The sequence below is a fragment of the Neisseria sp. HMSC31F04 genome (genome assembly GCF_001807735.1).
GTDB classification, from domain to species: Bacteria; Pseudomonadota; Gammaproteobacteria; order Burkholderiales; family Neisseriaceae; genus Neisseria; species Neisseria elongata.
In genome coordinates this window covers 1-24,689 of the sequence record NZ_KV790802.1, presented here as the reverse complement: position 1 = coordinate 24,689, position 24,689 = coordinate 1, and the positions used below count along the sequence as shown (strand labels likewise).

The 24,689-nt window shown below is 51.9% G+C and carries 25 protein-coding genes; 10 read left to right on the top strand and 15 right to left on the bottom strand.

The annotated features are described in order from the left end of the window. Window positions 1-169: 169 nt before the first annotated feature. On the bottom strand, window positions 170-1,522 hold the full coding sequence (locus tag HMPREF3107_RS06035) for a deoxyguanosinetriphosphate triphosphohydrolase (RefSeq protein ID WP_070454256.1): 1,353 nt from the start codon (window positions 1,520-1,522) through the stop codon (window positions 170-172). Between the two features lie 71 nt (window positions 1,523-1,593). Then, window positions 1,594-2,457 carry a dTDP-4-dehydrorhamnose reductase gene (rfbD, locus tag HMPREF3107_RS06030; protein ID WP_070454255.1) on the bottom strand — a complete coding sequence of 288 codons (864 nt, stop codon included), beginning with the start codon at window positions 2,455-2,457 and terminating at the stop codon, window positions 1,594-1,596. Between the two features lie 332 nt (window positions 2,458-2,789). Between rfbD and HMPREF3107_RS06025 the strand changes: the two genes are divergently transcribed. The 7 genes from HMPREF3107_RS06025 to tpx all read left to right on the top strand — a co-directional run bounded on the left by HMPREF3107_RS06025 (window position 2,790) and on the right by tpx (window position 7,820). Then, window positions 2,790-3,020 (top strand): HP1242/YdcH family protein, encoded by a 231-nt coding sequence (locus tag HMPREF3107_RS06025; RefSeq protein ID WP_049249488.1) that lies wholly within the window; start codon window positions 2,790-2,792, stop codon window positions 3,018-3,020. Window positions 3,021-3,123: 103 nt separating this feature from the next. Beyond that, window positions 3,124-3,972 carry a diaminopimelate epimerase gene (gene dapF, locus HMPREF3107_RS06020; protein ID WP_070454254.1) on the top strand — a complete coding sequence of 283 codons (849 nt, stop codon included), beginning with the start codon at window positions 3,124-3,126 and terminating at the stop codon, window positions 3,970-3,972. 7 nt (window positions 3,973-3,979) lie between these two features. Continuing rightward, window positions 3,980-4,573, top strand: a complete 594-nt coding sequence (locus HMPREF3107_RS06015) for a hypothetical protein (protein WP_070454253.1) — start codon at window positions 3,980-3,982, stop codon at window positions 4,571-4,573. A 107-nt stretch (window positions 4,574-4,680) separates the two neighbouring features. Next, window positions 4,681-5,613 carry a cysteine synthase A gene (gene cysK, locus HMPREF3107_RS06010; RefSeq protein ID WP_041961492.1) on the top strand — a complete coding sequence of 311 codons (933 nt, stop codon included), beginning with the start codon at window positions 4,681-4,683 and terminating at the stop codon, window positions 5,611-5,613. A gap of 354 nt (window positions 5,614-5,967) precedes the next feature. Beyond that, window positions 5,968-6,450, top strand: a complete 483-nt coding sequence (locus HMPREF3107_RS06000) for a prokaryotic membrane lipolipid attachment site family protein (protein WP_210391403.1) — start codon at window positions 5,968-5,970, stop codon at window positions 6,448-6,450. A 181-nt stretch (window positions 6,451-6,631) separates the two neighbouring features. Continuing rightward, window positions 6,632-7,228: an MlaC/ttg2D family ABC transporter substrate-binding protein gene (locus HMPREF3107_RS05995; protein WP_070454251.1), complete on the top strand. Its 597-nt coding sequence runs from the start codon at window positions 6,632-6,634 to the stop codon at window positions 7,226-7,228. Window positions 7,229-7,325: 97 nt separating this feature from the next. Next, window positions 7,326-7,820 carry a thiol peroxidase gene (tpx, locus tag HMPREF3107_RS05990; protein ID WP_049251414.1) on the top strand — a complete coding sequence of 165 codons (495 nt, stop codon included), beginning with the start codon at window positions 7,326-7,328 and terminating at the stop codon, window positions 7,818-7,820. Between the two features lie 324 nt (window positions 7,821-8,144). Here tpx and prfH read toward each other — a convergent pair whose 3' ends face one another. From prfH to sdhC, 12 genes are all read right to left on the bottom strand, one after another. Continuing rightward, the gene (prfH, locus tag HMPREF3107_RS05985) at window positions 8,145-8,762 is read right to left on the bottom strand and encodes a peptide chain release factor H (protein WP_070454250.1); all 618 of its coding nucleotides are present in this window, start codon (window positions 8,760-8,762) and stop codon (window positions 8,145-8,147) included. Further along, the gene (locus tag HMPREF3107_RS05980; RefSeq protein ID WP_070454249.1) at window positions 8,759-9,457 is read right to left on the bottom strand and encodes a hypothetical protein; all 699 of its coding nucleotides are present in this window, start codon (window positions 9,455-9,457) and stop codon (window positions 8,759-8,761) included. Before HMPREF3107_RS05980 ends, prfH begins: the two co-directional genes overlap by 4 nt. Then, window positions 9,454-10,587 (bottom strand): RNA ligase RtcB family protein, encoded by a 1,134-nt coding sequence (locus HMPREF3107_RS05975; RefSeq protein ID WP_070454248.1) that lies wholly within the window; start codon window positions 10,585-10,587, stop codon window positions 9,454-9,456. Before HMPREF3107_RS05975 ends, HMPREF3107_RS05980 begins: the two co-directional genes overlap by 4 nt. A gap of 348 nt (window positions 10,588-10,935) precedes the next feature. After that, entirely contained in the window at window positions 10,936-12,369 is a 1,434-nt protein-coding gene (gene lpdA, locus HMPREF3107_RS05970; protein ID WP_070454247.1) for a dihydrolipoyl dehydrogenase, read from the bottom strand. A gap of 169 nt (window positions 12,370-12,538) precedes the next feature. Next, on the bottom strand, window positions 12,539-13,723 hold the full coding sequence (gene odhB, locus HMPREF3107_RS05965) for a 2-oxoglutarate dehydrogenase complex dihydrolipoyllysine-residue succinyltransferase (RefSeq protein WP_070454246.1): 1,185 nt from the start codon (window positions 13,721-13,723) through the stop codon (window positions 12,539-12,541). A gap of 63 nt (window positions 13,724-13,786) precedes the next feature. Next, entirely contained in the window at window positions 13,787-16,618 is a 2,832-nt protein-coding gene (locus HMPREF3107_RS05960) for a 2-oxoglutarate dehydrogenase E1 component (RefSeq protein WP_070454245.1), read from the bottom strand. 167 nt (window positions 16,619-16,785) lie between these two features. Next, entirely contained in the window at window positions 16,786-18,069 is a 1,284-nt protein-coding gene (gltA, locus tag HMPREF3107_RS05955) for a citrate synthase (RefSeq protein ID WP_003775343.1), read from the bottom strand. A gap of 61 nt (window positions 18,070-18,130) precedes the next feature. Continuing rightward, entirely contained in the window at window positions 18,131-18,379 is a 249-nt protein-coding gene (locus HMPREF3107_RS05950) for an FAD assembly factor SdhE (RefSeq protein WP_070454244.1), read from the bottom strand. A gap of 2 nt (window positions 18,380-18,381) precedes the next feature. Continuing rightward, window positions 18,382-19,089, bottom strand: coding sequence for a succinate dehydrogenase iron-sulfur subunit (locus HMPREF3107_RS05945; protein ID WP_049249177.1), 708 nt, complete (start codon window positions 19,087-19,089; stop codon window positions 18,382-18,384). A gap of 12 nt (window positions 19,090-19,101) precedes the next feature. After that, window positions 19,102-20,865, bottom strand: coding sequence for a succinate dehydrogenase flavoprotein subunit (gene sdhA / locus HMPREF3107_RS05940; RefSeq protein ID WP_070454243.1), 1,764 nt, complete (start codon window positions 20,863-20,865; stop codon window positions 19,102-19,104). A 16-nt stretch (window positions 20,866-20,881) separates the two neighbouring features. Then, complete coding sequence (gene sdhD / locus HMPREF3107_RS05935) at window positions 20,882-21,226, bottom strand: succinate dehydrogenase, hydrophobic membrane anchor protein (RefSeq protein ID WP_003775334.1); 345 nt, start codon at window positions 21,224-21,226, stop codon at window positions 20,882-20,884. Beyond that, a complete protein-coding gene (sdhC, locus tag HMPREF3107_RS05930; RefSeq protein ID WP_003775332.1) occupies window positions 21,220-21,603 on the bottom strand; it encodes a succinate dehydrogenase, cytochrome b556 subunit in 384 nt (127 codons plus the stop codon). The genes sdhD and sdhC overlap by 7 nt, the downstream gene beginning before the upstream one ends. A 617-nt stretch (window positions 21,604-22,220) precedes the next feature. Between sdhC and HMPREF3107_RS05925 the strand changes: the two genes are divergently transcribed. From HMPREF3107_RS05925 to HMPREF3107_RS05915, 3 genes are all read left to right on the top strand, one after another. Continuing rightward, a complete protein-coding gene (locus tag HMPREF3107_RS05925; RefSeq protein WP_070454242.1) occupies window positions 22,221-23,198 on the top strand; it encodes a malate dehydrogenase in 978 nt (325 codons plus the stop codon). Window positions 23,199-23,325: 127 nt separating this feature from the next. Beyond that, a complete protein-coding gene (locus HMPREF3107_RS05920; protein ID WP_070454241.1) occupies window positions 23,326-23,526 on the top strand; it encodes a hypothetical protein in 201 nt (66 codons plus the stop codon). A gap of 23 nt (window positions 23,527-23,549) precedes the next feature. Next, window positions 23,550-23,990 (top strand): DUF4124 domain-containing protein, encoded by a 441-nt coding sequence (locus tag HMPREF3107_RS05915; RefSeq protein WP_070454240.1) that lies wholly within the window; start codon window positions 23,550-23,552, stop codon window positions 23,988-23,990. Between the two features lie 78 nt (window positions 23,991-24,068). Here HMPREF3107_RS05915 and HMPREF3107_RS05910 read toward each other — a convergent pair whose 3' ends face one another. Next, window positions 24,069-24,455 carry an MAPEG family protein gene (locus HMPREF3107_RS05910; protein WP_070454239.1) on the bottom strand — a complete coding sequence of 129 codons (387 nt, stop codon included), beginning with the start codon at window positions 24,453-24,455 and terminating at the stop codon, window positions 24,069-24,071. Between the last annotated feature and the right edge of the window lie 234 nt (window positions 24,456-24,689).

The window sequence follows — 24,689 nt, the reverse complement described above, 5'->3', positions numbered from 1 at the left end:
CCAGATACTCTATCCAACTGAGCTACGGGTGCATTGCCGCTTACCTGCATTAAGCAAAGTAAAGATAGGCATTATATTGAACAGACAATCGTTTGTCTAGGATATTTTCACCATCCCCGATTAAAAACATCTATCCCAATATAAAAAATAAGAATTTTCTCAGCTATTTTTAAATCATGCCGATCCCGGACAACTCTCTTGCCATTTTTGCAGCGGCGTTATCGGTCATTCCGCCGACGAAATCGAGGATTTTCATATAAGCATGATACAGGCTGTCTTCGCGGCTAATCGGATGTTCATTTTTCAGCAATTCCAAAGCCAGCGACTGGCGGACGCCGCTATGCCCTTCTGTCAGCAACTGATGCGCTGCCGGGACGAGCAAATCTAATATCGAACCCAAGCAAGGGAAAGAGGCAATTTCCGTCATTAATTTGCTTTGATGGCGGAAAATCCGCGTTTTAGCCAATTCCTTGGCGTTTTCCAATGTATCCTGCACTTCCGGGCTACACAAGGCCAATAAATCTTTTCCTTTGAATTCGCCGTTAAGTAAATCCGATTGATGCTTCATAAAAGTTTGCGCCACGTCATCGATAGCGCGGCCGATGGCGATGCCGCGCAGCATGGCGCATCGTTGGCGGCTGGATTGTGCATGCCAAGTCGGTTCGACAAATGTTAAGCCGGACAATACGCTTTCAACTTCCGTATCGCTCAGCAGTTCTAAATCCACCGCATCTTCTAAGTCCAACAAGGCGTAACAGATGTCGTCGGCCGCTTCCATCAGATAAGACAGGGGGTGGCGCGCCCAATGGTCGCTGCCCAACTCCACCAAACCCAATTCCTCTGCCACACGGCGGATAAACGGCAGTTCGGTTTGATAAATATTGAATTTTTTCCGTCCGTTCGGATGACGGGTCGTCCACGGATATTTCAATAAAGCGGCGATGGTTGCGGCTGTAAGGCGCATACCGCCTCGGTTCGGATACATTTCCAAACTGGCGAGGATGCGCAGGCTGTGGGCATTGCCTTCGTAAGTTTGCACATCGTTGCGTTCGACCTCTTCCAATCCTTGCAAAAAAACGGCGTTTTTCGGGCTTCGAAACCAGTCGCGCAAGGCATCTTCACCTGTATGGCCGAACGGCGGGTTACCCAAATCATGCGCCAAACAGGCCACTTGAACGACTGCACCGATGTCGCTCGGCGTATTGCCTTCCGGCAGGAAGCCGCCCGCCTGCATCATCATGCCGACACGGTTGCCGATACTGCGGCCGACACTGGCCACTTCGACACTGTGCGTCAGACGGTTATGCGTCAAATCATGCTCGGCCAACGGATGCACCTGCGTTTTCCGTCCCAAACGGCGGAATGCGCCGGAAAACACCACACGGTCGTAATCGATGTGGAAATCCGTACGCAACGCGTCCGCACCTTCCTGCGTAGACGGCGTACTGGTGGGTACGATTTCGTTGTCTTTCAGGCGGAAACGCTGCGTACTCAGCAAACGCTGCCAATTCGTTTTTGTCATCGCAAACCTCCGAACAGATAAAAAGGCCGTCTGAAAACCGTTCCCCGATTTTCAGACGGCCTGATAACTTTTCAAATTTCGGCCAGTGCCGCCAATACCGTCGGCACACTTTTCTGCCAGTCGCCCTGCACGAAACCCAATGCGCGCGCCTTTTCGCAATTAAGCACCGAATACAGCGGCGCGCCACCCTTACCCATCTCTGCGGCGGATGCCTGCACCAATTGCGGCATTTTGAATGCGGGATTACGTTCCGCTTCGGCTTTCAACACCGCTTGGGCAAACGCATAGTCGCTAAACGCCTTATTGCCGCAATAATGCAGCAGGCCTTGCGGAAATTTCGGCAATTGCAGCAGGCGGATAATCACGTCGGCCAAATCCCCGGCATAGGTCGGGCAAGCGGCATTGTCGGCACTCAGCCGGATTTCACCCTGTTCCGCCGCCTGATGCAGCAGGTTTTGAATGAAATTGCGGCCGTATTCGCTGTATACCCAAGATGTCCTGAGCACCACCGTATCCGGCTCCGCAGCCAATGCCAACAACTCTCCGGCCAGTTTCGAACGGGCATACACACATTTCGGATTGGGCGGGTCAATCTCGGAATAAGGGATGCGGCTGCCGCCACCAAATACATAATCGGTTGAAATATGAACGAATTTCGCACCAACGGCAAAAGCGGCCTGCGCCAGGTTACGCGTACCCGAAGCATTGACGGCAAAGACGCGTTCGACATCCTCCGCCGCCTTGCCGACGGCCATATAAGCGGCAGTATTGACCACCGCGTCGGGCTGGAAACTTTCGACCATTTTTAAAACGGCCTCATGATCGGTGATGTCCAACGTTTTCGAATCGGTGGCAATCAACTCCCAATCTTCAGGCAAACGTTTCCTAATCGATTGGCCAAGCTGGCCTTTCGAACCGGTAAGCAGGATACGCATAAATCTATTCCTCAAATTGTTCGGGCATTCGGTTAAAGTACGCAATCGCGAGTTTACCCCGTCATCAGCCTGTTTGAAAAGGCTTGAGGCCGTCTGAAAAAGCGGAGTGCGTTTTCAGACAGCCTCTTTACGCCCAACCCGACAGCCGTATTCCAATACGCCTCCCGCCTGCCGAAGGCCGTCTGAAAACAATGGAAGATACCTGCCAAACCGCCTTTGCGGTACGTCAAGCAAGGTTAAAATTTGTGTGCCGCTTCCAACGTGATTTGTTATAATTGCATCGAACCTGGAAAACAGGTTGGTTACCTTAATCATTAACAAGAGGACGATTTATGTTTCCCGAATACCGCGATTTGATTTCCAAATTGAAACAGGAAGATGCCCACTTTGCCCGCATTTTCGACGAACACAACGAACTGGACGACAAAATCTCCGGTTTGGAAAACGACCCTGTTACCAGCGTAACCGCTCAAGATGAAATCGATGCGCTGAAAGTGAAAAAACTGGCCCTGAAAGACCAGTTGTTCCAACTATTGAAACAAGCTGAAGCCGAAGGCAAATAAGCTGTCTGCCAAACAGCCGAACCGAATCAGGCCGTCTGAAACATTTTCAGACGGCCTTTTGTGCTAAACTTGCGCCCTTCCCAAACCGCCGACACATCACCTCATGCCCACTCTGAAATTCACCAAAATGCACGGCCTGGGTAACGACTTTATCGTTATCGACGGCATCAGCAGCCCGTTCGACCCCGCTTCGGCACCGATTGCCGCCTGGGCCGACCGCCATACCGGCATAGGCTTCGACCAACTCCTGCTGGTAGAACGGCCTACGTCCGAGCAAGCTGACTTCCGTTATCGGATTTTCAATGCCGACGGCGGCGAAGTCGAACAATGCGGCAACGGCGCACGCTGCTTCGCCCGTTTCGTGGCCGATAAAGGACTAAGCGGAAAACAGGAAATCAGGGTTGAAACCGCACGCGGCATCATCGTCCCCAAGCTGGCGGAACACGGCCTAGTAACGGTAAACATGGGCAAACCGCGTTTCAGGCCGTCTGAAATCCCCTTCCTGCCGCTTGAAAACGCAAGCGGGGAGGCGTTGCAATATGATGTCCGTCTCAACGGCGGAAGCGTAACGGTCGGCTGCGTTAATATGGGGAACCCGCACGCCGTTCTGACAGTCGAAAACACCGAATCGGCCGCCGTTGCCGAACTGGGCGCGCAAATCGAACCGCACCCGCAATTCCCCGAAAAGGTCAATGTCGGCTTTATGCAAATCCTCAACCGCCGCCACATCAAACTGCGCGTTTTCGAACGCGGCGTGGGTGAAACCCGTGCCTGCGGAACCGGAGCCTGCGCGGCGGCGGTTTACGGCGTGCGCGCCGGATGGCTGGATGAAGGCGAGGATATCCGCGTCAGCCTGCCCGGCGGCGACTTGCTGATTGCCTGGCAGTCCGGCGGCGATGTTTTCATGACAGGTCCTGCCGAAACGGTTTTCGAAGGCGAACTGGTTTACTGAGTCCGACATGACCGATCCAAACCTTTGGTGCATTGCCGCCTATTTCAGCCTGTTCGTCATTGCCGTCATGCAAAGCCGCAGTTTGTTGTGGGCATTGTCGGCCCTTTCCCTTTGGCTGGCGGCGGGCGGTTTGGCCCTGTGGCTGGCTCCCGGCGTACTGTCGCCCTTCAGCCTCAGCATCCTCTATATGCCGCAACTGTATATCGCGCCTGCGGGCATGCTGTTCCTCTTCCTACGCAGTAAAAGCCTTCCCGACCGGTCTCACTATCAAACTGCCTGCCCTCCCCTGCCCGCATTGCTTGCTCAAACAGGTACCGCCATGACCTTGGCCCACTGGCTGATTCTCCTGCTGGCCTTTCTCAGTTATCCCGAAGGGCTGACACCGCGCATCTTGCCTTCATTGCTGGACCTGTATCTGCTCCAGCCGGTATATTGGCTGGCCATGCAGATGCTGCTGATGGCGGTATTCCTGCTGCACCGGAAAATCAGCCGCCAACCGGCCAACGTATTCAGTATCAGACAAATACAGTCCGCCCTGCTGATTGTTATGTTCGCGCAAACGGTTTATGCCTTTTCCGGGCTGTTCAAACCGCTCTTATAACTTTTAGTTTTCATATCGGCGGCAAGAAATTATTTTGCTTTCAGACGGCCTTCTCTTAAGATACGCAGGTCATTTATATCAGCCCTCCTTTGAGGAAAGGAAAATCCATGAATATCGCTAAAAATATCACCGATTTAATCGGCAACACCCCGCTCGTAGAACTCAACCGCCTGACCGAAGGCCTACCCGGCCGGGTAGTCGCCAAACTGGAATTTTTCAATCCGGGCAGCAGCGTTAAAGACCGCATTGCCGAAGCCATGATTGAGGCGGCGGAAAAAGAAGGCAAAATCAACAAAGACACCATCATCGTCGAAGCAACCAGCGGCAACACCGGCATCGGCTTGGCCATGGTCTGCGCCGCACGCGGCTACAAATTAGCCATCACCATGCCCGAAAGCATGAGTAAAGAACGCCGTATGCTGTTGCGCGCCTTCGGTGCGGAACTGATTCTGACACCAGCAGCGGAAGGCATGGGCGGTGCGATTGCGCGTGCCAAAGCACTTGTGGACGAACATCCCGAAACCTATTTCATGCCGCGCCAATTCGACAACCAGGCCAACGTCGAAATCCACCGCAAAACCACCGCCGAAGAAGTATGGCGCGACACCGACGGCCAAGTGGACATTTTCGTTGCCGGCGTAGGCACCGGCGGCACGGTAACCGGCGTGGGCGAAGTCTTGAAGGCACGCAAACCCGATGTCAAAATCGTGGCAGTCGAACCAGATGCCTCACCCGTATTGAGCGGCGGCGAAAAAGGCCCGCACCCGATTCAAGGTTTGGGCGCAGGTTTCGTCCCCAGCATCCTGAACACCCAAATTTACGATGAAATTATCCGCGTAACCGGCGAAGATGCTTTCGCCACCGCACGCGCGGCAGCGGAAAAAGAAGGGATTCTGGTCGGTATTTCTTCCGGTGCGGCCATTTGGAGCGCACTGCAACTGGCGGCAAAAGAAGAAAACCGAGGCAAACTGATTGTCGTACTGATTCCTTCTTACGGCGAGCGTTACCTCTCCACACCGCTTTTCGCCGATTTGGTTTAATCCGCCCCAAGCACCCAGACGGCCGCCGATTGCGGCCGTTTGTTTTGTGCAGGCCGCCAGCGGATTAACACTTATCCGATACTCGGGCAGCAACCACAAACCATACAACCGCAGGCGGCACAAAACCAATTTCCCCGTTTTTCAGAACACATTCAGAAAATCATCTTCTTTGAATATCAAACACGACAAGGCCGCAGCGAAGTTGATTTATTGATAAACGACAATCCGTTATCTCCCGTCATTTTTACCGTCTCGGAAAGTTGTTCCCTATATTTTCGCGGAACGTTGCAGAATTACCGCAAAACACTGCTTTCTCCTGTCAATATTTGGCTGTTTGCGTAAAGACCGACTATAATGTGCGCCATGAAAAAATATATCCCACTCCTTTTAGCCTGCGCCGCCCTAGCAGGCTGTACCATCAACACAGCCCCGTCTTTCGGTGCAGTAACGACAACGGAATCCGGCAACGGAAAAGCAACCTACCGCTTGGCCGGCAGCCACTGGACGGATGTTTCCAAAATTCGTGATGAAGCCACTCGCCTGAACGATCAGGTCGGCCAGAAAAAAATCACCAAAGTCCAAGCCGCCCAACACCTGAACCGTTTCCGCCTCAAACTGGTTGGCAGCAATCCGGTGGATGACAGCGTGTACGAAGTCTATCTGCGTTCGGCCGTAGACAGCCAGCGCGGTGCGATTACCAGCGCGCAATCCAAACAGTACGTTCAAAACGCACTGAAAGGCTGGCAACAGCGTTGGCCGAACATGCGCAACAAACCGAACAATCCTGCCTTCACCAACTTCCTGATGGAACTGATGAATATGCAGCCGCTGCAATAATCTTCCGCAACGTGCGCAGTCAATCATATTCCAGGCCGTCTGAATATCCGGTTTCCCCAAAACCGGCATTTTCAGACGGCCTGATTCTTTCAAGCATACCCGTTACCAAAACACTTACGCTCCGGCACACAAACCGATAAAATACGCCGCAAACCATATAGACAAACAAAGGCTTATTAAGATGTATCAACAAATTGTTTTTGCGGCTGCAACCGCCATCCTGGCACCCGCCGCCTTTGCCGCCCTCGAACATCCCGCCCAGCAGCAGGTACAGCAAAATATCGATACCGTACTGAAAATCATCAAAAACCAATCATTAAGCGAACAACAGAAAATCCGCCAAGTGGAACAATATGCCAACCGCTTCCTGGATTACGAACGCCTGTCGGCCATGGCGGTCGGACAACCTTGGCGGCAATTCAGCCCGCAGCAGAAACAGTCCTTCATAGCCGCCTTCAAAGAAATGGTTATCGGCATGTATGCCCGTTCCGCCATGATGGGCACGGAAAAAGCCGATGTCAGAGTACTGCCGAAAATCACCACCAACGGCAACAAAGTCGATGTTTATTCCGAAATCCTCACCTCGTCGGGCAAAAAATACGAAGTTGCCTACCAGCTCTACCAAACCGGTTCGCAATATAAGCTCTACAACATCCGCGTCGACGGCGTCAGCATCGTAACCGTCTACCGCAACCAATTTGTCGAGCTGGTCAATCAACAAGGCATCGACGGCATGATTGAAACCGTCCGCAACAAAAAACTGAAAAAGGCCGGCTGACACGCCCCAAACCGAAACCCTATTTGAATTTTATTGAAACCGCTCTTCAGACGGCCTCAACCCCTTCCCGTCAACCCCTTACATAAAGGAACCAACAATGTCTCAAGTTACCCTTCAAGGCAATCCTGTAGAAATCGGCGGCCATTTCCCCGCAGCAGGCCAAACCGCGCCCGCCTTCAGCCTGACGGCAGGCGACCTGTCCGACAAAACGCTTGCCGATTTCGCCGGCAAACGCAAAGTGCTCAATATTTTCCCCAGCGTGGACACCGGCGTCTGCGCCCAATCCGTCCGCACCTTTAACGAACGCGCCTCTTCTCTGGAAAACGCCGTCGTCCTGTGCATTTCCGCCGACCTGCCGTTCGCCCAGGCGCGCTTCTGCGGCGCAGAAGGTTTGGACAATGTCGTCTCCCTTTCCACCTTCCGCAGCAACTTTGCCCGCGACTACGGCGTAGCCGTCGAAAGCAGCCCCCTGCGCGGCCTCACCGCACGCGCCGTAGTCGTATTGGATGAAAACGACAAAGTGTTGCACGCCGAACTGGTAGGCGAAATCGCCCACGAACCGAATTACGATGCCGCCTTAGCCGTTTTGTAAATCCGTTCCAAACCAAAAGGCCGTCTGAAAGCGCATTCCGCATTTTCAGACGGCCTTTTCTGTCGTGCCAATCGACATAAAGCTTCAACAGCAGAAGCCCGACCGGGCATTGCAATCCGTCCATCATCAGATATCAATGCCTTTTATTTTCCGCCTCCTTATCAAATGCTGAATATTATTGAGAGACCAACTTGAACCCTGCATCTTAATCAGACTGAAGGTCAAATATCCATATCCGCCACCCATCAAGAGGGCCGTCTGAAAGATTGGTTGCAACTCAGTCAAACCCTTTTTCAGACGGCCTTTAACGCACCGGCGGCATAATCAGGCGTGCCGTTCTCGGAAGCCCGGCCCTTCAAATACCCGTTTCGGATTACCGCGCGCTACCTGATACAAACCGCTGTGCTGCTGTTTGGCATAGTCGGTATTTTGTGCTGTTTGATGTTCGGCCAGTTTGTGTGCCAGAAGTTCCAATGCGCGTTTTTTGTTGGCATGCTGGCTGCGTTCGCTTTCCACCCGCACGGAAATACCGCTGGCTTTGTGTGTAACGCGGACGGCCGACTCTGTTTTATTGACGTGCTGCCCACCTTTGCCGCCTGAACGGCAGGTTTGGAACTCGATTTCGCTTTCAGACGGCATTTCGGGTTTTTCCGGCAGGCGGAATATGCCGATATACCAGTTTTTACGCGGATGTTTCAGACGGACGGGGCTGGCGCACACCCATTGCAGCGTACCCTGCCAGCTTTGCGCCAACGTGTCGGCAGCCGTTCCCTCCAGCATCAGGACGGCCGACAGGATGCCGTATTTGTCGGCCGTTTCGCCGGCAATTTCTGCCTTCACATTCCTCGCTTCGGCTTCGGCCAAAAGTTTTTTCAGAACGAAACGGGCAAAGATGCGGCATTCGGCAGGCCCTTGGGCGGTAGAAATTTGCAGATAAATCATGGTTTATTTCCTTTCATTTTTGGGCGGAAGGAATATTTTTCGTCAAATCCCTTGTTACCGATTTTGACTTTATCGGGCACGCTCGGGCTGGTTTCGGCCTCGCTTTTGAGTTGCGACAGGTATTCGCTGATGTTCTGCCACATGATATCGGGATCGATGTAGATACCGAGTGCGGAAAGTTGCGGGTTTTCGGCAAAGTCCTGACTGCTGTCCAATTTGGTTGGACGGTTTGAGTCGGCGTAATACACGAGCAGCAGCGGCACATTCCGATAGATTTTCAACATTACGTTACCCCGTTCTCTGCAAACAGCTTGGAAATCGGCATTTTGGATCTCGTCATGCCAAGCCCAGTAGTAATTACCGTATTGCGGCAAAACGTATTCCGCGCCATCTTGGAAACGGATTAACCGACAGAAATAACGCCCAATTTTTTTGCTTAAAACTTGTTCGACATCGTAAGACGTATACACTTTATCGTTCGTGGCAAACAGATACACGCGCAATCTGCCCACATACAGCACTGATACGGCCGCACACGCGCCGTATTCTTTTTCCCACTCGGCGGGAGGTTTGGGCAGGCTATGCAGGATTTCGGCACCGGACGGCAGGCGGCGGTCGAACACCAATACGGGATCGATACCGTATTTGGCTACTTTGTGGTCGTAAAAATCTTTAAATTTACTGATGATTTTCATGCCTCACCTCCGCAGTTGCCACCGGTTTTATAAGTCAATACGGGTTTCAGCCGAGCCACGGGTTCGATGAGGCCGGCATTCGCCATGGCGGCAATCACGCCGTCTATGCTTTTATATGCCTGCGGGGCTTCTTCAAAAATCAGAGCCTTGTCTTCGCACACCACGACGCTGCCGAAGGCGGTACGGCGCAGGCTGTCGGCAGAATATTTGTGCGACAGGCGGCCTTTGCATTCGCCGCGCTGCCATTTTCGCCCTGCGCCGTGTGCCAATGAGTTGAGGGAATGGGTGCAGTCGGCGGCAGGTTTGACCAGATAGCTGTAATCGCCGCGCGAACCGGGTATCACGACCATGCCGCGGTCGGAAGGGGTTGCGCCTTTGCGGTGCAGCCAGCCGGTTTGGCCGCCGATTTCGGCCTGTTGCAGGAAGTTGTGGTGTACATCGAGCAGACACGCTCCGCCGCCGTGCCACTGTGCCAGCATTCTTTCGGCAATCAGTATGCGGTTGGCGCGGGCAAAGTCGAGGGCGGATTGGTGTTCCGCCAGATAATCTGCCGCATCGGTGCTGCTTTCGGCCAAGCCGTTATGGCCGAACCGTTCGACATGGCGGCGCAGTATTTCCTGCCCCAAGCCGCGCGAACCGCTGTGTACCAGCAGTTGCAGGCGGTCGGTTTGGAAACCTGCGGGCAGCAGGTCGGCGTGGTAGACGGTATCGACTGTTTGCAGTTCGGCAAAGTGGTTGCCGCCGCCGATGGTGCCTAAGGCCGTCTGAAAAGGATGGTTCGGCAGGATTTCGTCAATCCGTGCCTGCCAGCCTGCGTCCAACGGTGCGTCTATGCTGCCGAGCTGCCTGGCCAGTTTGGCGGGTTTGGCTTTGGCGGCAGGAAGGTTGGTCTGCCACAGGGCCATGCCGCAGCCGATGTCGTTGCCGATGAGCGCGGGATAAAAGCGGCCGACGCTGAAAAATGCCACCCCCACGGGATAACCGCGTCCGGGATGCAGGTCGGGCATTCCGGCCACACGCAGCATCTGCGGCAGTTTGGCGGTGGTTTCGAGTTGTTGGACGGCTCGCCCCTCTATCCATGTGTCGGAATCGGCGATGATGGTAATGTTGTTTGAAATGGGATTGCCCATGTTGTGCTACTTTCTTGCGGGCGCAAAAAACGTCGCCTGTTTTTTCAGACGGCCGCTGTTGCGCGGAATGATGGAAAGCAGCCCGATGCGGGCGGAAGGGATGCGGCTGATTTGCCGCAATAGAAAAGGTGTATGCCTAAACGACCGGGCTGCAAAGTTTGATTGAGCAGGTGATGGTTTGGGTCATGATGTGCTCCTTTCTTTGCAGTGGGTGGTTGAAAGCGGCGGATTATAGGTTTGGGAGACCTTATTGGCAAGCATACGGCGTTTTACACGCCATTAACTGTGGCAAAAGGCAAACAAGGCCGTCTGAAAGTCTTTCAGACGGCCTGCTGCTTTCAGACGGCCTTAACCGTGCAATGCACGTTTGTCGGCAGCCAATGCGGCTTCATGCACCACTTCGGACAAGGTCGGATGGGCATGGATGATGCGGGCGATGTCTTCGCTGCTGGCGGAGAATTCGAGGGAAGTTACACCTTCGACAATCAGTTCGCTCACCATCGGGCCGACCATGTGCACGCCCAAGATGCGGTCGGTTTTAGCATCAGCCAGCACTTTAACCGTGCCTTTGGCTTTGCCCAATCCCAGGGCGCGGCCGTTTGCGCCGAAGCCGGAAGTGCCTTTTTTGTATTCCACGCCTTCGGCTTTGAGCTGCTCTTCGGTTTTGCCGACCCAGGCGATTTCAGGGTCGGTGTAAATCACAAACGGTACGTTGTTGAAGTCGATATGCGGTTTCTGACCAGCGATGCGCTCGGCAACCGCCACGCCCTCGTCGCTGGCTTTGTGCGCCAGCATCGGGCCGCGAACCACGTCGCCGATTGCCCAGACATTAGGCAGGTTGGTGCGGCATTCGCCGTCCACTTTGACAAAGCCGCGCTCGTCTTTTTCCAAGCCGACGGCTTCGGCATTCAGGCCTTCGGTGTTCGGGATACGGCCGATGGAAACGATGAGTTTGTCGAATACTTCGGTTTCAGCTTCGCCTGCGGCGGTTTGGTAAGCAACGGACACGCCTTTGCCTTCAGATTTGATGTCGCCGATTTTCACGCCCAGTTCGATGTTCAATCCCTGCTCTTTGGTGAAGTATTTGAAGGCTTCTTTGGCGATTTGCTGGTCGGCGGCGGCAAGGAAGGTCGGCATGGCTTCGAGGATGGTTACTTGCGAACCGACGCGGTTCCATACGGAACCCATTTCCAAGCCGATCACGCCCGAACCGATGATGCCGAGTTTGGCAGGCACTTCGGTCAGGTTCAATGCGCCTTCGTTGTCCAATACGTTTACATTGTCGATGGCAATCTGCGGCAGCGGACGCGGCACGGAACCGGTTGCCACGATGACGTGTTTGGCTTCGATAACGGTTTTTTCGCCTTTGTTATCGACTTCGATTTGGTAGGCATCGCCGTTTTTGCCTTTGAACGAACCTTTGCCGTGCAGGCTGGCCACTTTGTTTTTTTGAAATAAGAAGGCAATGCCGCCGGTGAGTTTGGTAACGATGGCGTCTTTGCGCGCAATCATTTTCGCCGCATCGAATTTAACGTCGCCGGCGGTAATGCCGTGTTCGGCAAAATCATGTTGCGCGGCGTGGAAATGTTCGCTCGACTGCAACAGGGCTTTGGAAGGAATGCAGCCGACGTTCAGGCAGGTGCCGCCCAGCGCGGGCGCATCGCCCGCTTTGTTGACGCCCGCATCGATGCAGACGGTTTTAAAACCCAGTTGTGCGGTGCGGATGGCGGCAACGTATCCGCCGGGGCCTGCGCCGATTACGGCGACATCGTATTGAGACATTGTTCTATATCCTTTAAAAATATTGTTATTTGCGTTGAAACATGGTTTTCAGACGGCCTCTTTCAGGTTGAGGCCGTCTGAAAGGCGATATATGCCTTATATACCCTGTATGGCTTGGGCGGTAAATTTCAGACGGCCTGTCTGTAACAACAGGCCGTCTGAAAAACGCTTACAAATCCAGCAACAGGCGTGCAGGGTCTTCCAACAGGTCTTTGATGGTTACCAAAGTCAGCACGGCTTCGCGGCCGTCGATGATGCGGTGGTCGTAAGAGAGTGCCAAATACATCATCGGGCGGACAACGACTTGGCCGTTTTCTACCACGGCGCGCTCTTTGGTCGCGTGCATACCCAAAATGGCAGACTGCGGCGGGTTGATGATCGGGGTGGACATCATAGAGCCGAAAGTGCCGCCGTTGGTAATGCTGAAGGTGCCGCCGGTCAGGTCTTCGATGGCGATTTTGCCGTCTTTGGCTTTTTTCGCGTAATCGACGATGGCTTGTTCGATGTCGGCAATGCTCATTTGGTCGGCATCGCGCAGAATCGGCACAACCAGGCCGCGCGGGCTGCCGATGGCGATACCGATATCGAAGTAACCGTGATACACGATGTCTTTGCCATCAACAGAGGCATTGACCACCGGAAATTTTTTCAATGCGGTCACGGCTGCTTTGACGAAGAAAGACATGAAGCCCAGTTTGACACCGTGTTCTTTCTCGAATTTTTCTTTGTATTTCGCACGCAAGTCCATGATCGGTTTCATGTTGACTTCGTTGAAAGTGGTCAGGATGGCGTTTTCCTGTTGAGAAGCCAACAGGCGTTCGGCCACGCGTGCACGCAGACGGCTCATCGGCACGCGTTCTTCAGGACGTGCGCCCACAGGAATCGAAGCGGCGGGAGCGGCGGCTTTCGGAGCGGCAGAAGCGTTTTGCACGTCTTCTTTCAATACGCGGCCGTCACGGCCCGAGCCTTGGATGCTGCCGACATCCACGCCTTTTTCAGCAGCCAGTTTGGCTGCGGCAGGCATGGCGACACCGGCCTGTGCATTAGAGGCGGCTGCAGGTGCGGCTGCTTCGGCGGCAGGCGCGGCTTGGGCGGGAGCTGCAGAAACGGCTGCGGCTTCGGTATCGATTTTAGCCAAAACCTGTTGCGAGGTAACAGTATCGCCCTCGTTCACGATGACTTCAACCAAGACACCGGCTTGCGGGGCGGGTACTTCCAATACGACTTTGTCTGTTTCGATATCGACTAAAATTTCGTCGCGGGCAACGGCTTCGCCGATTTTTTTATGCCAGGCAAGCAGGGTGCCTTCTGTAATACTTTCGGCGAATACGGGAACATTTACTTCTACTATCATTTTTTACTCCTAGGTGTGGTTGTATGCGGCCCGGAAATCATCCGAGCCGCGCCTGTACGGCAGTTAGTTGAATGTGAAGGCATCTTCCACCAGCTGTTTCAGCTGTGCGGCGTGTTTGCTGCCGTAGCCTACGGCAGGAGATGCGCTGGCAGGACGGCCTGCATAAATGAGTTTCTGGCCTTCTTTCGCCAAAGCTTCCAAGCGGTGGCGTGTCTGATACCACGCGCCTTGGTTTTTCGGCTCTTCCTGAGCCCACATGATTTCGGTCGCATTCGGATATTTGGCCAATTCTGCTTCCGCTTCGGCATATGGGAAAGGATAAAGCTGTTCGGTACGCACGATGGCCACTTCTTCTTCCAAACCGCGTTCGGCTCGTCCGGCAGCCAAATCATAATAAACCTGACCTGCACAAAGGATAACGCGTTTTACTTTGCCGTTGTCGGCACGTTGCACGGTATCGCCGATAACAGGGCGGAAAGTCGTGCCTTCCAGGAAGTTTTCCAGCGGGCTGGTTGCATCTTTAAAGCGCAACAGGCGTTTGGACATGAAGATAATCAGCGGGCGGCGCATTGTCCGTAAAACCTGACGGCGCAGGATGTGGAACATCTGCGAGGCTTCAGACGGCATGATGACCTGCATATTGTGTTCGGCACACAGTTGCAACCAACGCTCCAAACGTCCGGACGAGTGTTCCGGGCCCTGTCCGTCATAACCGTGCGGCAGGATGACCGTCAGACCGCACAAACGACCCCATTTGGTTTCACCGGAAGAGATGAATTGGTCAATCGCCACTTGTGCGCCGTTGGCAAAATCGCCGAATTGCGCTTCCCAAATGGTCAGCATATCCGGAGCAGAGCAGGCATGGCCGTATTCATAAGCCAGTACGGCCTCTTCATTCAGGATGGAATCGATAACGGTAAACGGTGCCTGGCTGTCGCTGATGTGCTGCAGCGGAATATAAATGCCGGCATCCCATTTTTCGCGGTTTTGGTCATGCAATACAGCCTGACGGTGTGAGAAAGTACCACGACCGGAATCTTCGCCGGAAATACGTACGCCGGTGCCTTTTGTTACCATGCTGGCATAAGCGATGGTCTCCGCCATGCCCCAGTCGATATTCTGTTCGCCGGCCGCCATTGCTTTGCGGTTCTCCACCAGCCGTTTGGAGGTGTTGTGCAAGCCGAACCCTTCGGGAACATAGGTAAATTTATCGGCCAAGCGTTTGATGTCTTCGGCAGACAAGCCGCTTTCCACGGCTTCACGCCAATCTTTGCCCTGATATTTTGTCCAATCAACGCTGTGTTTGCTGGTGTAATCCGACAAGCGTGTCTGCTCGACGTGTTCGCCACGATCCAAAGCATCACGATAAGCTTGAACATACGAATCGCTTTGTTCTTGGCTGACAACACCTTCTTGAACCAATTTTTCCGCATAAAGTGCGCGTGTGCCCGGATGTTTGGCCACGGCTTTGTACATCATCGGCTGGGTCAATGTCGGATCATCGCTCTCGTTGTGCCCGTTTTTGCGGTAGCACACCACATCGACCACAACATCTTTGTGGAATGTTTTGCGGTAGTCCATTGCAGCCTGCATGACCATGCAAACTGCCTCGGGGTCGTCGCCATTCACATGGAAAATCGGCGCATCGACCATTTTGGCAATGTCTGTACAATAAACGGTTGAACGGGTATCGCGCGTATCGGAAGTGGTAAAGCCGATTTGGTTGTTCACTACGACGTGCACGGTTCCGCCCGTAGTGTAGCCACGGGTTAGCGACATATTGAATACCGCTTGGTTTACACCCAAGCCGATGAAGGCCGAATCGCCGTGAATCAACACCGGCAAGACCTGCTTCTGACCATCTTCACCGCGGCGCGTTTGTTTGGCACGGCTTGAACCTTCAACCACGGGATTGACGATTTCCAAGTGTGAGGGATTGAATGCCAAGGTAACATGTATCGGACCTGTTGGCGTGGCAATATCGGAGCTGAAACCGGTATGGTATTTCACGTCGCCGCTCGGCAGTTTGATTTCAGCACGGCCTTCAAATTCGGCGAACAAATCGCTTGGTTTTTTACCCAAGGTATTGACCAACACATTCAGACGGCCTCGGTGCGCCATACCGACAATCACCTCTTCCACGCCGTCTTTACCGGCATTTTGCACCAGATAGTTCAATGCCAGAATCGAACTTTCTCCGCCTTCTACGCCGAAACGTTTTTGGCCGACATATTTGTTTTGCAGATAACGTTCCAATGTCTCCGCAGCAGTCAGCTGTTTCAAGATATAGAGTTTTTGTTCGGAATCATATTTCGGCGTAGAGGAAACGCTCTCGAAATAATCACGAATCCAGCGGCGCTCGGTGCGGTTGGTTATATGCATGTATTCAATACCAACCGAACCGCAATAAGTCTGCTTCAATTTACTCAGGATTTCCGACAAAGTCAGCTTCTCGTACTGCCCGCCGAAATCTCCAGGGCCTACATTGAATTTAACCGCCATATCCTCATCAGAAAGGCCGTGGAATTTAGGATCCAAACCTTCGATATGGATAGGCGGTTTACGTTTCAAGGGGTCCAGCTGCGCCGCACCGACACCCTGAATGCGGTAAGCGGAAATCAAGCGCAAAACACCCACTTGTTTTTTCAGCATATTTTCGTCAACAGTACCCACTGCAATCGGACGGGATTTTGCCAACTTGACAAAAGATTCCTGAATGGGGCGGTGAGCCACATCACGTTCTGCAAAGCCGGGCTGAGCAGCCAGTTCGGAAAAATATTGCCTCCAATATTCTTCCACCGAATCGGGATTGTTCAGAAATTCTTCATACAACTCCTCAATATATGGAGCGTTTGAACCGAAAAGATAAGAGAAGTTTTGTTTTTCATCCATCATGGAATGGCCTTTTCTGCTTGAGAAAATTTAATTTGGGAAACTGAATTTACCACGTTAAAACACATTACTCGCATAACGGTAATATTTTACTCGTTATACCTTTCTATGACTACCACGCAGCAAAAAAGAAAGCAGGATGACTCCCGCTTTCCTTGTTTTATATCAGATTACCGCTTGTCTACCGGAGTATAGTCTCGACGCGGCGCACCGGTATACAATTGACGCGGACGGCCGATTTTCTGATTCGGATCAGAAATCATCTCATGCCAGTGGGAAATCCAACCTACTGTGCGCGCCAAAGCGAAGATAACGGTAAACATGGAAACCGGGATACCCAATGCGGACAATACGATGCCCGAATAGAAGTCAACATTCGGATACAGTTTTTTCTCAATGAAATATGGATCGTTCAATGCGATTTTTTCCAATTCCATTGCCAGCTTGAATTTCGGATCGTTTTCCAAACCCAATTCGCGCAATACTTCGTCGCATGTTTTCTTCATGATGGCGGCACGCGGATCCATGTTTTTGTACACACGGTGTCCGAAGCCCATCAGGCGGTATTTCTTGGCTTTCACCCCTTCCATGAATTCGGCAACTTTGGATACATCACCGATTTCGTCCAACATATTTAACACAGCTTCGTTCGCACCACCGTGAGAAGGACCCCACAGGCTGGCGATACCGGCTGCAATACAGGCAAAGGGATTCGCTCCAGAAGAACCTGCCAAGCGGACAGTAGAAGTAGAAGCGTTTTGCTCATGGTCGGCGTGCAAGATAAAGATTCTGTCCAATGCGCGAACCAATACCGGATTGGGCTTGTATTCTTCACATGGCGTTGCAAACATCATGTGCATAAAGTTTGCCGTGTAAGAGAGGTCGTTCTTCGGATAATTGAACGGCAGGCCGTTGGAGTAGCGGTAACACATCGCCGCAATAGTCGGGATTTTGGAAATCAGGCGGTAAATGGCGACTTTGCGGTGTTCGGGATCGGCAATTTCCAAGCTGTCTTGATAGAAGGCGGACAAAGCTCCAACCACGCCAACCATCATTGCCATCGGATGCGCATCGCGGCGGAAGCCGCGGAAGAACCATGTCAACTGTTCATGTACCATAGTGTGGTGCATGACTGTATTAACAAACTTTTCCTTTTGCTCAGCATTAGGCAGTTCGCCATAAATCAAAAGATAACAGGTCTCCAAATAATCACCTTGTTCGGCAAGCTGCTCAATCGGATACCCGCGATAATAGAGGTAGCCTTTATCGCCGTCGATAAAGGTAATCTTTGATTCACAACTGGCTGTCGAAACAAAACCCGGATCGAAAGTAAACATTCCGCTGCCTTTGGTGAAGGTGCGAATATCGACCACTTCGTTGCCCAAAGTACCTTTCAATACCGGCAGTTCAAGAGGTTCTTTACCTGCGATTTCTACTTTAATTGACTGAGACATCTCTTACTCCTTTATTCTTCTAAAAATACAAGGTGGCATTTTCAGACGGCCTTACCATAGCTCAGCTTCGTCTGATTTTATCCAGCAGCAATGCAAACTGAGGATTGTCTGTTGTTTCTTTCTGATTGACCAGAGCCAAAAACTCCTGATCCGGCAAATCCAAAATTTCAACGAATACCGACAATTCAGCATCGCTAAGATGCTGGAATTCTTTTTCCATAAACCGCTTGAGCACGATATCGAGCTCAAGCAGCCCACGGCGTGTCAGGAAACGGATGCGCCGTTTCGCTGCATCATCAAAAGCTATCATATCTAGACTGCTCGTTTCAACATGATTTCTTTGATTTTTCCGATTGCACGGGTAGGATTCAAATGTTTCGGACATACATCAACACAATTCATGATGGTATGGCAACGGAACAGACGGTATGGATCATTTAAATTATCCAATCGTTCATTGGTAATCGTGTCGCGGCTATCGGCAATAAAACGGTAAGCATTCAGCAAACCGGAAGGACCGACGAATTTGTCGGGATTCCACCAGAACGACGGGCAAGAAGTCGAACAACAGGCGCACAAAATGCATTCGTACAAGCCATCCAACTCTTTACGCTCTTCCTGGCTTTGCAAACGTTCTTTACGAGGATCAACCGGAGTATCGTTCACCACATAAGGCTTGATTGAATGATATTGCTTGAAGAACTGGGTCATATCAACAATCAAGTCACGTATAACCGGCAGACCGGGCAGCGGACGCAACACAATGGGTTGCGTCAAGCTGCGGATATCGACCAGACACGCCAAACCGTTTTTCCCATTGATGTTCATGCCGTCTGAACCGCAGATACCTTCACGGCATGAGCGGCGGAACGACAAACTGTCGTCTTGCGCTTTCAATTTGATAATCGCATCAAGCAATTTGACATCCGTTGGTTCGATTTCCAACTCGTAATCTTTCATGTACGGCTTGGCATCCACATCGGGATTGTAGCGATACACTTGCAGACGTATTTTTTCCATGTGTGCATTCCTTTAGTAAACGCGCTTGGCCGGTTCGATATAATCGACTGTAAGCGGTTTGGTATGAACCGGTTTGTAATCCAAACGGTTGTCGGCCGAATAAAAGAGGGAGTGTTTCATCCAATTGACATCATCACGATCCGGATGATCGTCCGAAGCATGGGCACCACGGGATTCTTTGCGTGCTTCTGCCGCAATCATGGTCGCTTTGGCAACCTCCATAAGGTTATCCAACTCCAACGCTTCAATACGCGCCGTATTCCACACCATGCTCTTATCGCCGATTTCTGTATTTTTTGCACGTTCATACAGTTTCAGAACTTTATCCACACCTTCTTTCAAAATAGCATCGGTACGGAACACACCTGCATGCAACTGAACAGTACGCTGCAATTCAGTGCGCAAAGCATCTACTTTTTCGCCGTTAGCCTGACCGTTCAAACGATCCAAACGCTGTTTTGTAAACATTCCCGCATCTTTCGGCAAAGGTTTCCAGTCAGCTTGTTCTTTAACGTAAGCAATCATGCTGTCACCGGCTGACTTACCGAATACCACCAAGTCAAGCAACGAGTTGGTACCCAGCCTGTTCGCGCCGTGTACGGAAGCACAAGCACACTCACCTGCTGCGTAAAGGCCTTTGATAGGGACTTCCGGGTTTCCATCCTTAGGAACGACAACCTCACCGTGATAGTTGGTCGGAATACCGCCCATCATGTAGTGCGTAGTCGGCACAACGGGAATCGGGTCTTTAATCGGATCAATACCAGCAAACTGGATGGAAATCTCGCGGATACCCGGCAATTTTTCCATAATTTTTTCTGCACCGATGTGATCGATTTTCAACAACACATGGTCTTTATTTTTACCGCAACCGCGACCTTCATAGATTTCCATCGCCATCGCACGGGAAACCACGTCGCGCGAAGCCAAGTCTTTCACAGTCGGCGCATAACGCTCCATAAAACGTTCGCCATCCGCATTCAACAGGATGCCGCCCTCACCACGCACACCTTCGGTAATCAACACCCCCGCACCTGCCACGCCGGTCGGATGGAATTGCCAGAACTCCATATCTTCCAACGGAATGCCTGCACGGGCACAAATCCCCAAACCATCACCGGTATTCATAAAGGCGTTGGTAGAAGAAGCGTAAATACGGCCGGCACCTCCGGTAGCAAACAACACTGCTTTGGCATGGAAAATATAAACATCGCCTGTTTCCATTTCCATCACAGTTACGCCTACTACATCACCATTTTCATCACGGATCAAATCCAGCGCAGTCCACTCAACAAAAAACTGTGTATTGGCCCGAACATTCTGCTGATACAAAGTATGCAACATTGCATGGCCTGTACGGTCGGCAACCGCACAAGCACGTTCTACGGCACGCTTGCCGTGCTCGGCAGTATGACCGCCGAAAGGACGCTGATAAATTTTACCGCTTTCCACACGGTCGAAAGGCATGCCCATGTGCTCCAATTCAATTACTGCTTCAGGCGCAGCACGGCACATAAATTCGATCGCATCTTGATCGCCCAGCCAGTCCGAACCTTTCACGGTATCGTACATATGCCAATCCCAACGGTCTTCCTGCACATTACCGAGAGATGCGGAAATACCGCCTTGTGCCGCTACCGTATGCGAACGGGTCGGAAATACCTTTGATAATACGGCGGTATTCAAACCGGCTTTAGAAAGTTGCAATGCCGCACGCAAGCCGGCACCGCCGCCGCCTACAATGACGGCATCAAATTTACGGATAGGGAAGCTCATCAATTCACTCCTATGCTTACCAAATTACTTTGAACGAATAAACTGCGCACATCACCAACCAAACAATAGTGGCGCAGTGCAGTGTCAAACGCAGGCCGAAAGGCTTGACATAGTCCATCCACAAATCGCGGATACCGACCCACGCATGCAGAAGCAAAGCAATAAGCGTAGTTTGCGTGAACACTTTAACCCAAGTTTTACCGAAGAATGCCTGCCATTGCGAGTAATCCTCCGCACCCGCCATTCCGAGCAGGAAGAGGAAGAATACAACAGCATAAATAATCATGATAACTGCCGTAATACGCTGTGCCGCCCAGTCTCTCAGGCCATAATGGGCTCCGGCCAATTTGCGGTCTACCATAATGCCACTCCCAATACCAAAGTCAGCGACAAGGAAATAATCAAAACCAATTTAGCCGTCTTACGGCAAGTTTGAAGTTCCAAACCTTGATGCGCATCCAGCAACAAGAAACGGATACCCGCACACAGATGGTGCAGGAAAGCCCACAAAACACCAATCAGTATCAGCTTGACCAACGGATTGTCAGCCACGGCTTTATACGATTCGAAATCTTCGCCGCTGCTTAACGAACCGTTCAACAACATCAACAAAACCGGAATCATGATGAACAGGATAACACCGCTCGCACGGTGCAGAATGGAGACAATCCCGGGAACAGGCAAATGTCGAACCAACACCTGCAAATCCAGGAATACAGGTCGTTTTTTCGTCTGCATTTCAATTCCTCTTTAAATGAACGATATTTTTCAAACTCTCAAAAACCAAGCAACTTGATGATGCAATCCGACTTTTAACAGATGCTACATCAAGTTACGTTAGACCATAATTTACCCTGTTTGCCGCAAGTTGAATAGCCCTTTCGATATTTTTTTTAATCCGTTTTTACATCAAAATTACAAATAAAAACGGTTTTCAACCATAATAGTTTATATTTCTTTATTTAACATACAGTTACACTCCAACCTAGTATCAACCAAACAGAATATCCGGGCCACAGAATCAAAAACCTACACCTCTCCCCTGAGCCTCTCACCATAAAAATAAATTTACGCAATAAAATTCAATTTATTACAATTAAATATGTTTTCTTGCATCTCTTTTTTGCCAAACTAAATCCTGTCTGGCATATTGAGACAGAATTTCGTTTTACAGCCTACCCGTAATCAAACTACACAAAACTACAGATTCGCTGTTTTCTTCTTTACACATCTTGATTAAACATTATCCCATCAAGTAAACTCACGTCATGCCCGTCGGTATATAACGCATTTCTATTTGCCGATACGGCCTTTCCTTTCAACCCATTCATCTATGAAAGAGGAGAATTTCCGTTATGAAATCACCCGTTCGTGTTGCCGTAACCGGTGCTGCCGGCCAAATCGGTTATGCCCTGCTGTTCCGTATTGCCAGCGGTGAAATGCTGGGCAAAGACCAACCCGTTATCCTGCAGCTGTTGGATTTGCCTCAGGCTCAAAATGCCGTTAAAGGCGTGATGATGGAACTGCAAGACTGCGCCTTCCCGCTCTTGGCCGATATGTTTACCACCGACGACCCCGAAGTCGCCTTTAAAGATGCGCAAATCACCATTCTGGTCGGCTCCCGTCCGCGCAGCAAAGGCATGGAACGTGCCGACCTGTTGCAGGCTAATGCCGCTATCTTTACCGTCCAAGGCGCGGCACTAAACAAAGTGGCCGACCGTAACGTCAAAGTGCTGGTTGTGGGCAACCCTGCCAATACCAATGCCTACATCGCCATGAAATCCGCCCCCGACCTGCCGTCCAAAAACTTTACCGCCATGCTGCGCCTCGACCACAACCGCGCATTGAGCCAAGTGGCCGAAAAAACCGGCAAACCCGTTTCGCAAATCGAAAAACTGTGCGTTTGGGGTAACCACTCGCCCACGATGTATGCCGATTACCGCTTCGCCACCATCAACGGTGAAAGCGTGAAAGACATGATTAACGACCAAGACTGGAACGCCAACACCTTCCTGCCTACAGTCGGCAAACGCGGCGCGGCCATTATCGAAGCGCGCGGCCTGTCTTCCGCCGCATCTGCCGCCAATGCCGCCATTGACCACATCCGTGACTGGGTGCTGGGCACCAACGGCAAATGGGTAACCATGGGTATTCCGTCCGATGGCTCTTACGGCATTCCGAAAGACACAATGTTCGGCTTCCCCGTAACCTGCGAAAACGGCGAATACAAACTGGTGGAAGGCTTGGAAATCGACGATTTCAGCCGTGAGCGCATCGATGCCACCTTGAAAGAATTGGAAGAAGAAAAAGCCGGCATCGCCCACCTGCTGTAATTTCGACCAAACCGCAAAACCCTACAAACTGCCGGTCTGACCGGCAGTTTTTTCATGCCTGTGGGAAAGCCGCGCCATTCGCTATATAATTTACCCGTCCCAAAACCGAAACAGAAACGGCCTCACCATGCCGGCGGAAAAAATCTACTATGCGGTCATCATCCTGCTGTCGGCAGTGTCTGTGCTGCTGTCCCCGTTTTTTTATGTCCGCCGCGGCCGTAACGGCCTAAAAATCACACCGCCCCGCAAAAGGCAATGGCGGGCGATTGTTGCCGCCAACCTGATTACCTGCCTGATTTTGCTGCTGGTTTGGTATTTTTGGTTTTAACCGACACAACGAAAGGAAACCGTATGAAACACATTACCTTGGCCGCCCTGCTGTTGGCTGCGATGCTGCCCGCGCAGGCCGCGGTTTACGCCTGTAAAGACGCATCGGGACGCACAACTTACACCCAAGACCCTCGCGGCAAAAACTGCCAAACAAGCGACCTTGGCCGTCCGTCCGTATACTCCTCTGTCAAGCCTTCCTCCGACAGCACCACATACACGCCCCGGCAAACTGCTTATGAAGGCTCATCTGCTTCAGGCGGGCAAACCGTAGCGGGCGGCATCAACAACGAACAAATCGCCGCTGCGCAACAACGCCTGCAAAACGCCAAACAGGCCTTGGAAGAAGGCCGGAAAGTGCGCTACGGCAACGAACGCAACTACGCCAAATATCTGGAACGAATTTCCGGCTTGGAAAACGCCGTCGAACAGGCTGATACCGAGTTGAACAATCTGAGCAAATAACCGTCCCTCCAAACCCGAAACATCACAAAGGCCGTCTGAAAATCCACTTTCAGACGGCCTTCCGTATCTATCCCTGTCTTATACCGCAGCGACAAACAGCGCGATAATGCAGACAAATCCGGCACTCCACATCATCGAGCGCAAGCGCGGTTCGTCGGCAATGTAGCAGAAGATAAACAACAGGCGGAACAAAACAAACAACCCCGCCCAAATATTGATTACCGACTGTGCGGCATTGCCGGTGGCATGGGCGACAATCACGGCGGCGGCAAACGGGGAAAACGCCTCGAAACAATTCTGCTGCGCGGCATCGGCGCGTGCGGCCGCACCTTCCGCCTTTTCCAAAAACGCCCTTGGATTACCGTTATCCCGAGTAAAAACAAAACCCGCGCTTTTCTTCGCATAAAACGCACAGCCCAACGGCATCAGCATGGCCGCAAAAATACACCAATAAGCAAAAGTCATCACATTCTCCTTTCAAAACGCTTTGCACACGCCGCATTATATAACGACTGCCTTCCTACTGAGGCAAACCCGCACGGCCAAGGTTATAATACCGCGATTCCATTCAGAAAGCCGACCATGCCTCCCGGTATCTCACTCGCCCTGTCCGCCGCCCGCCTTACCCCCCAGGCGGGTTACATCTTTGCCGCCGTTTTCGCCATCCTGTGTAAGGCGGCGGCAGCTTTTGCCCAAATT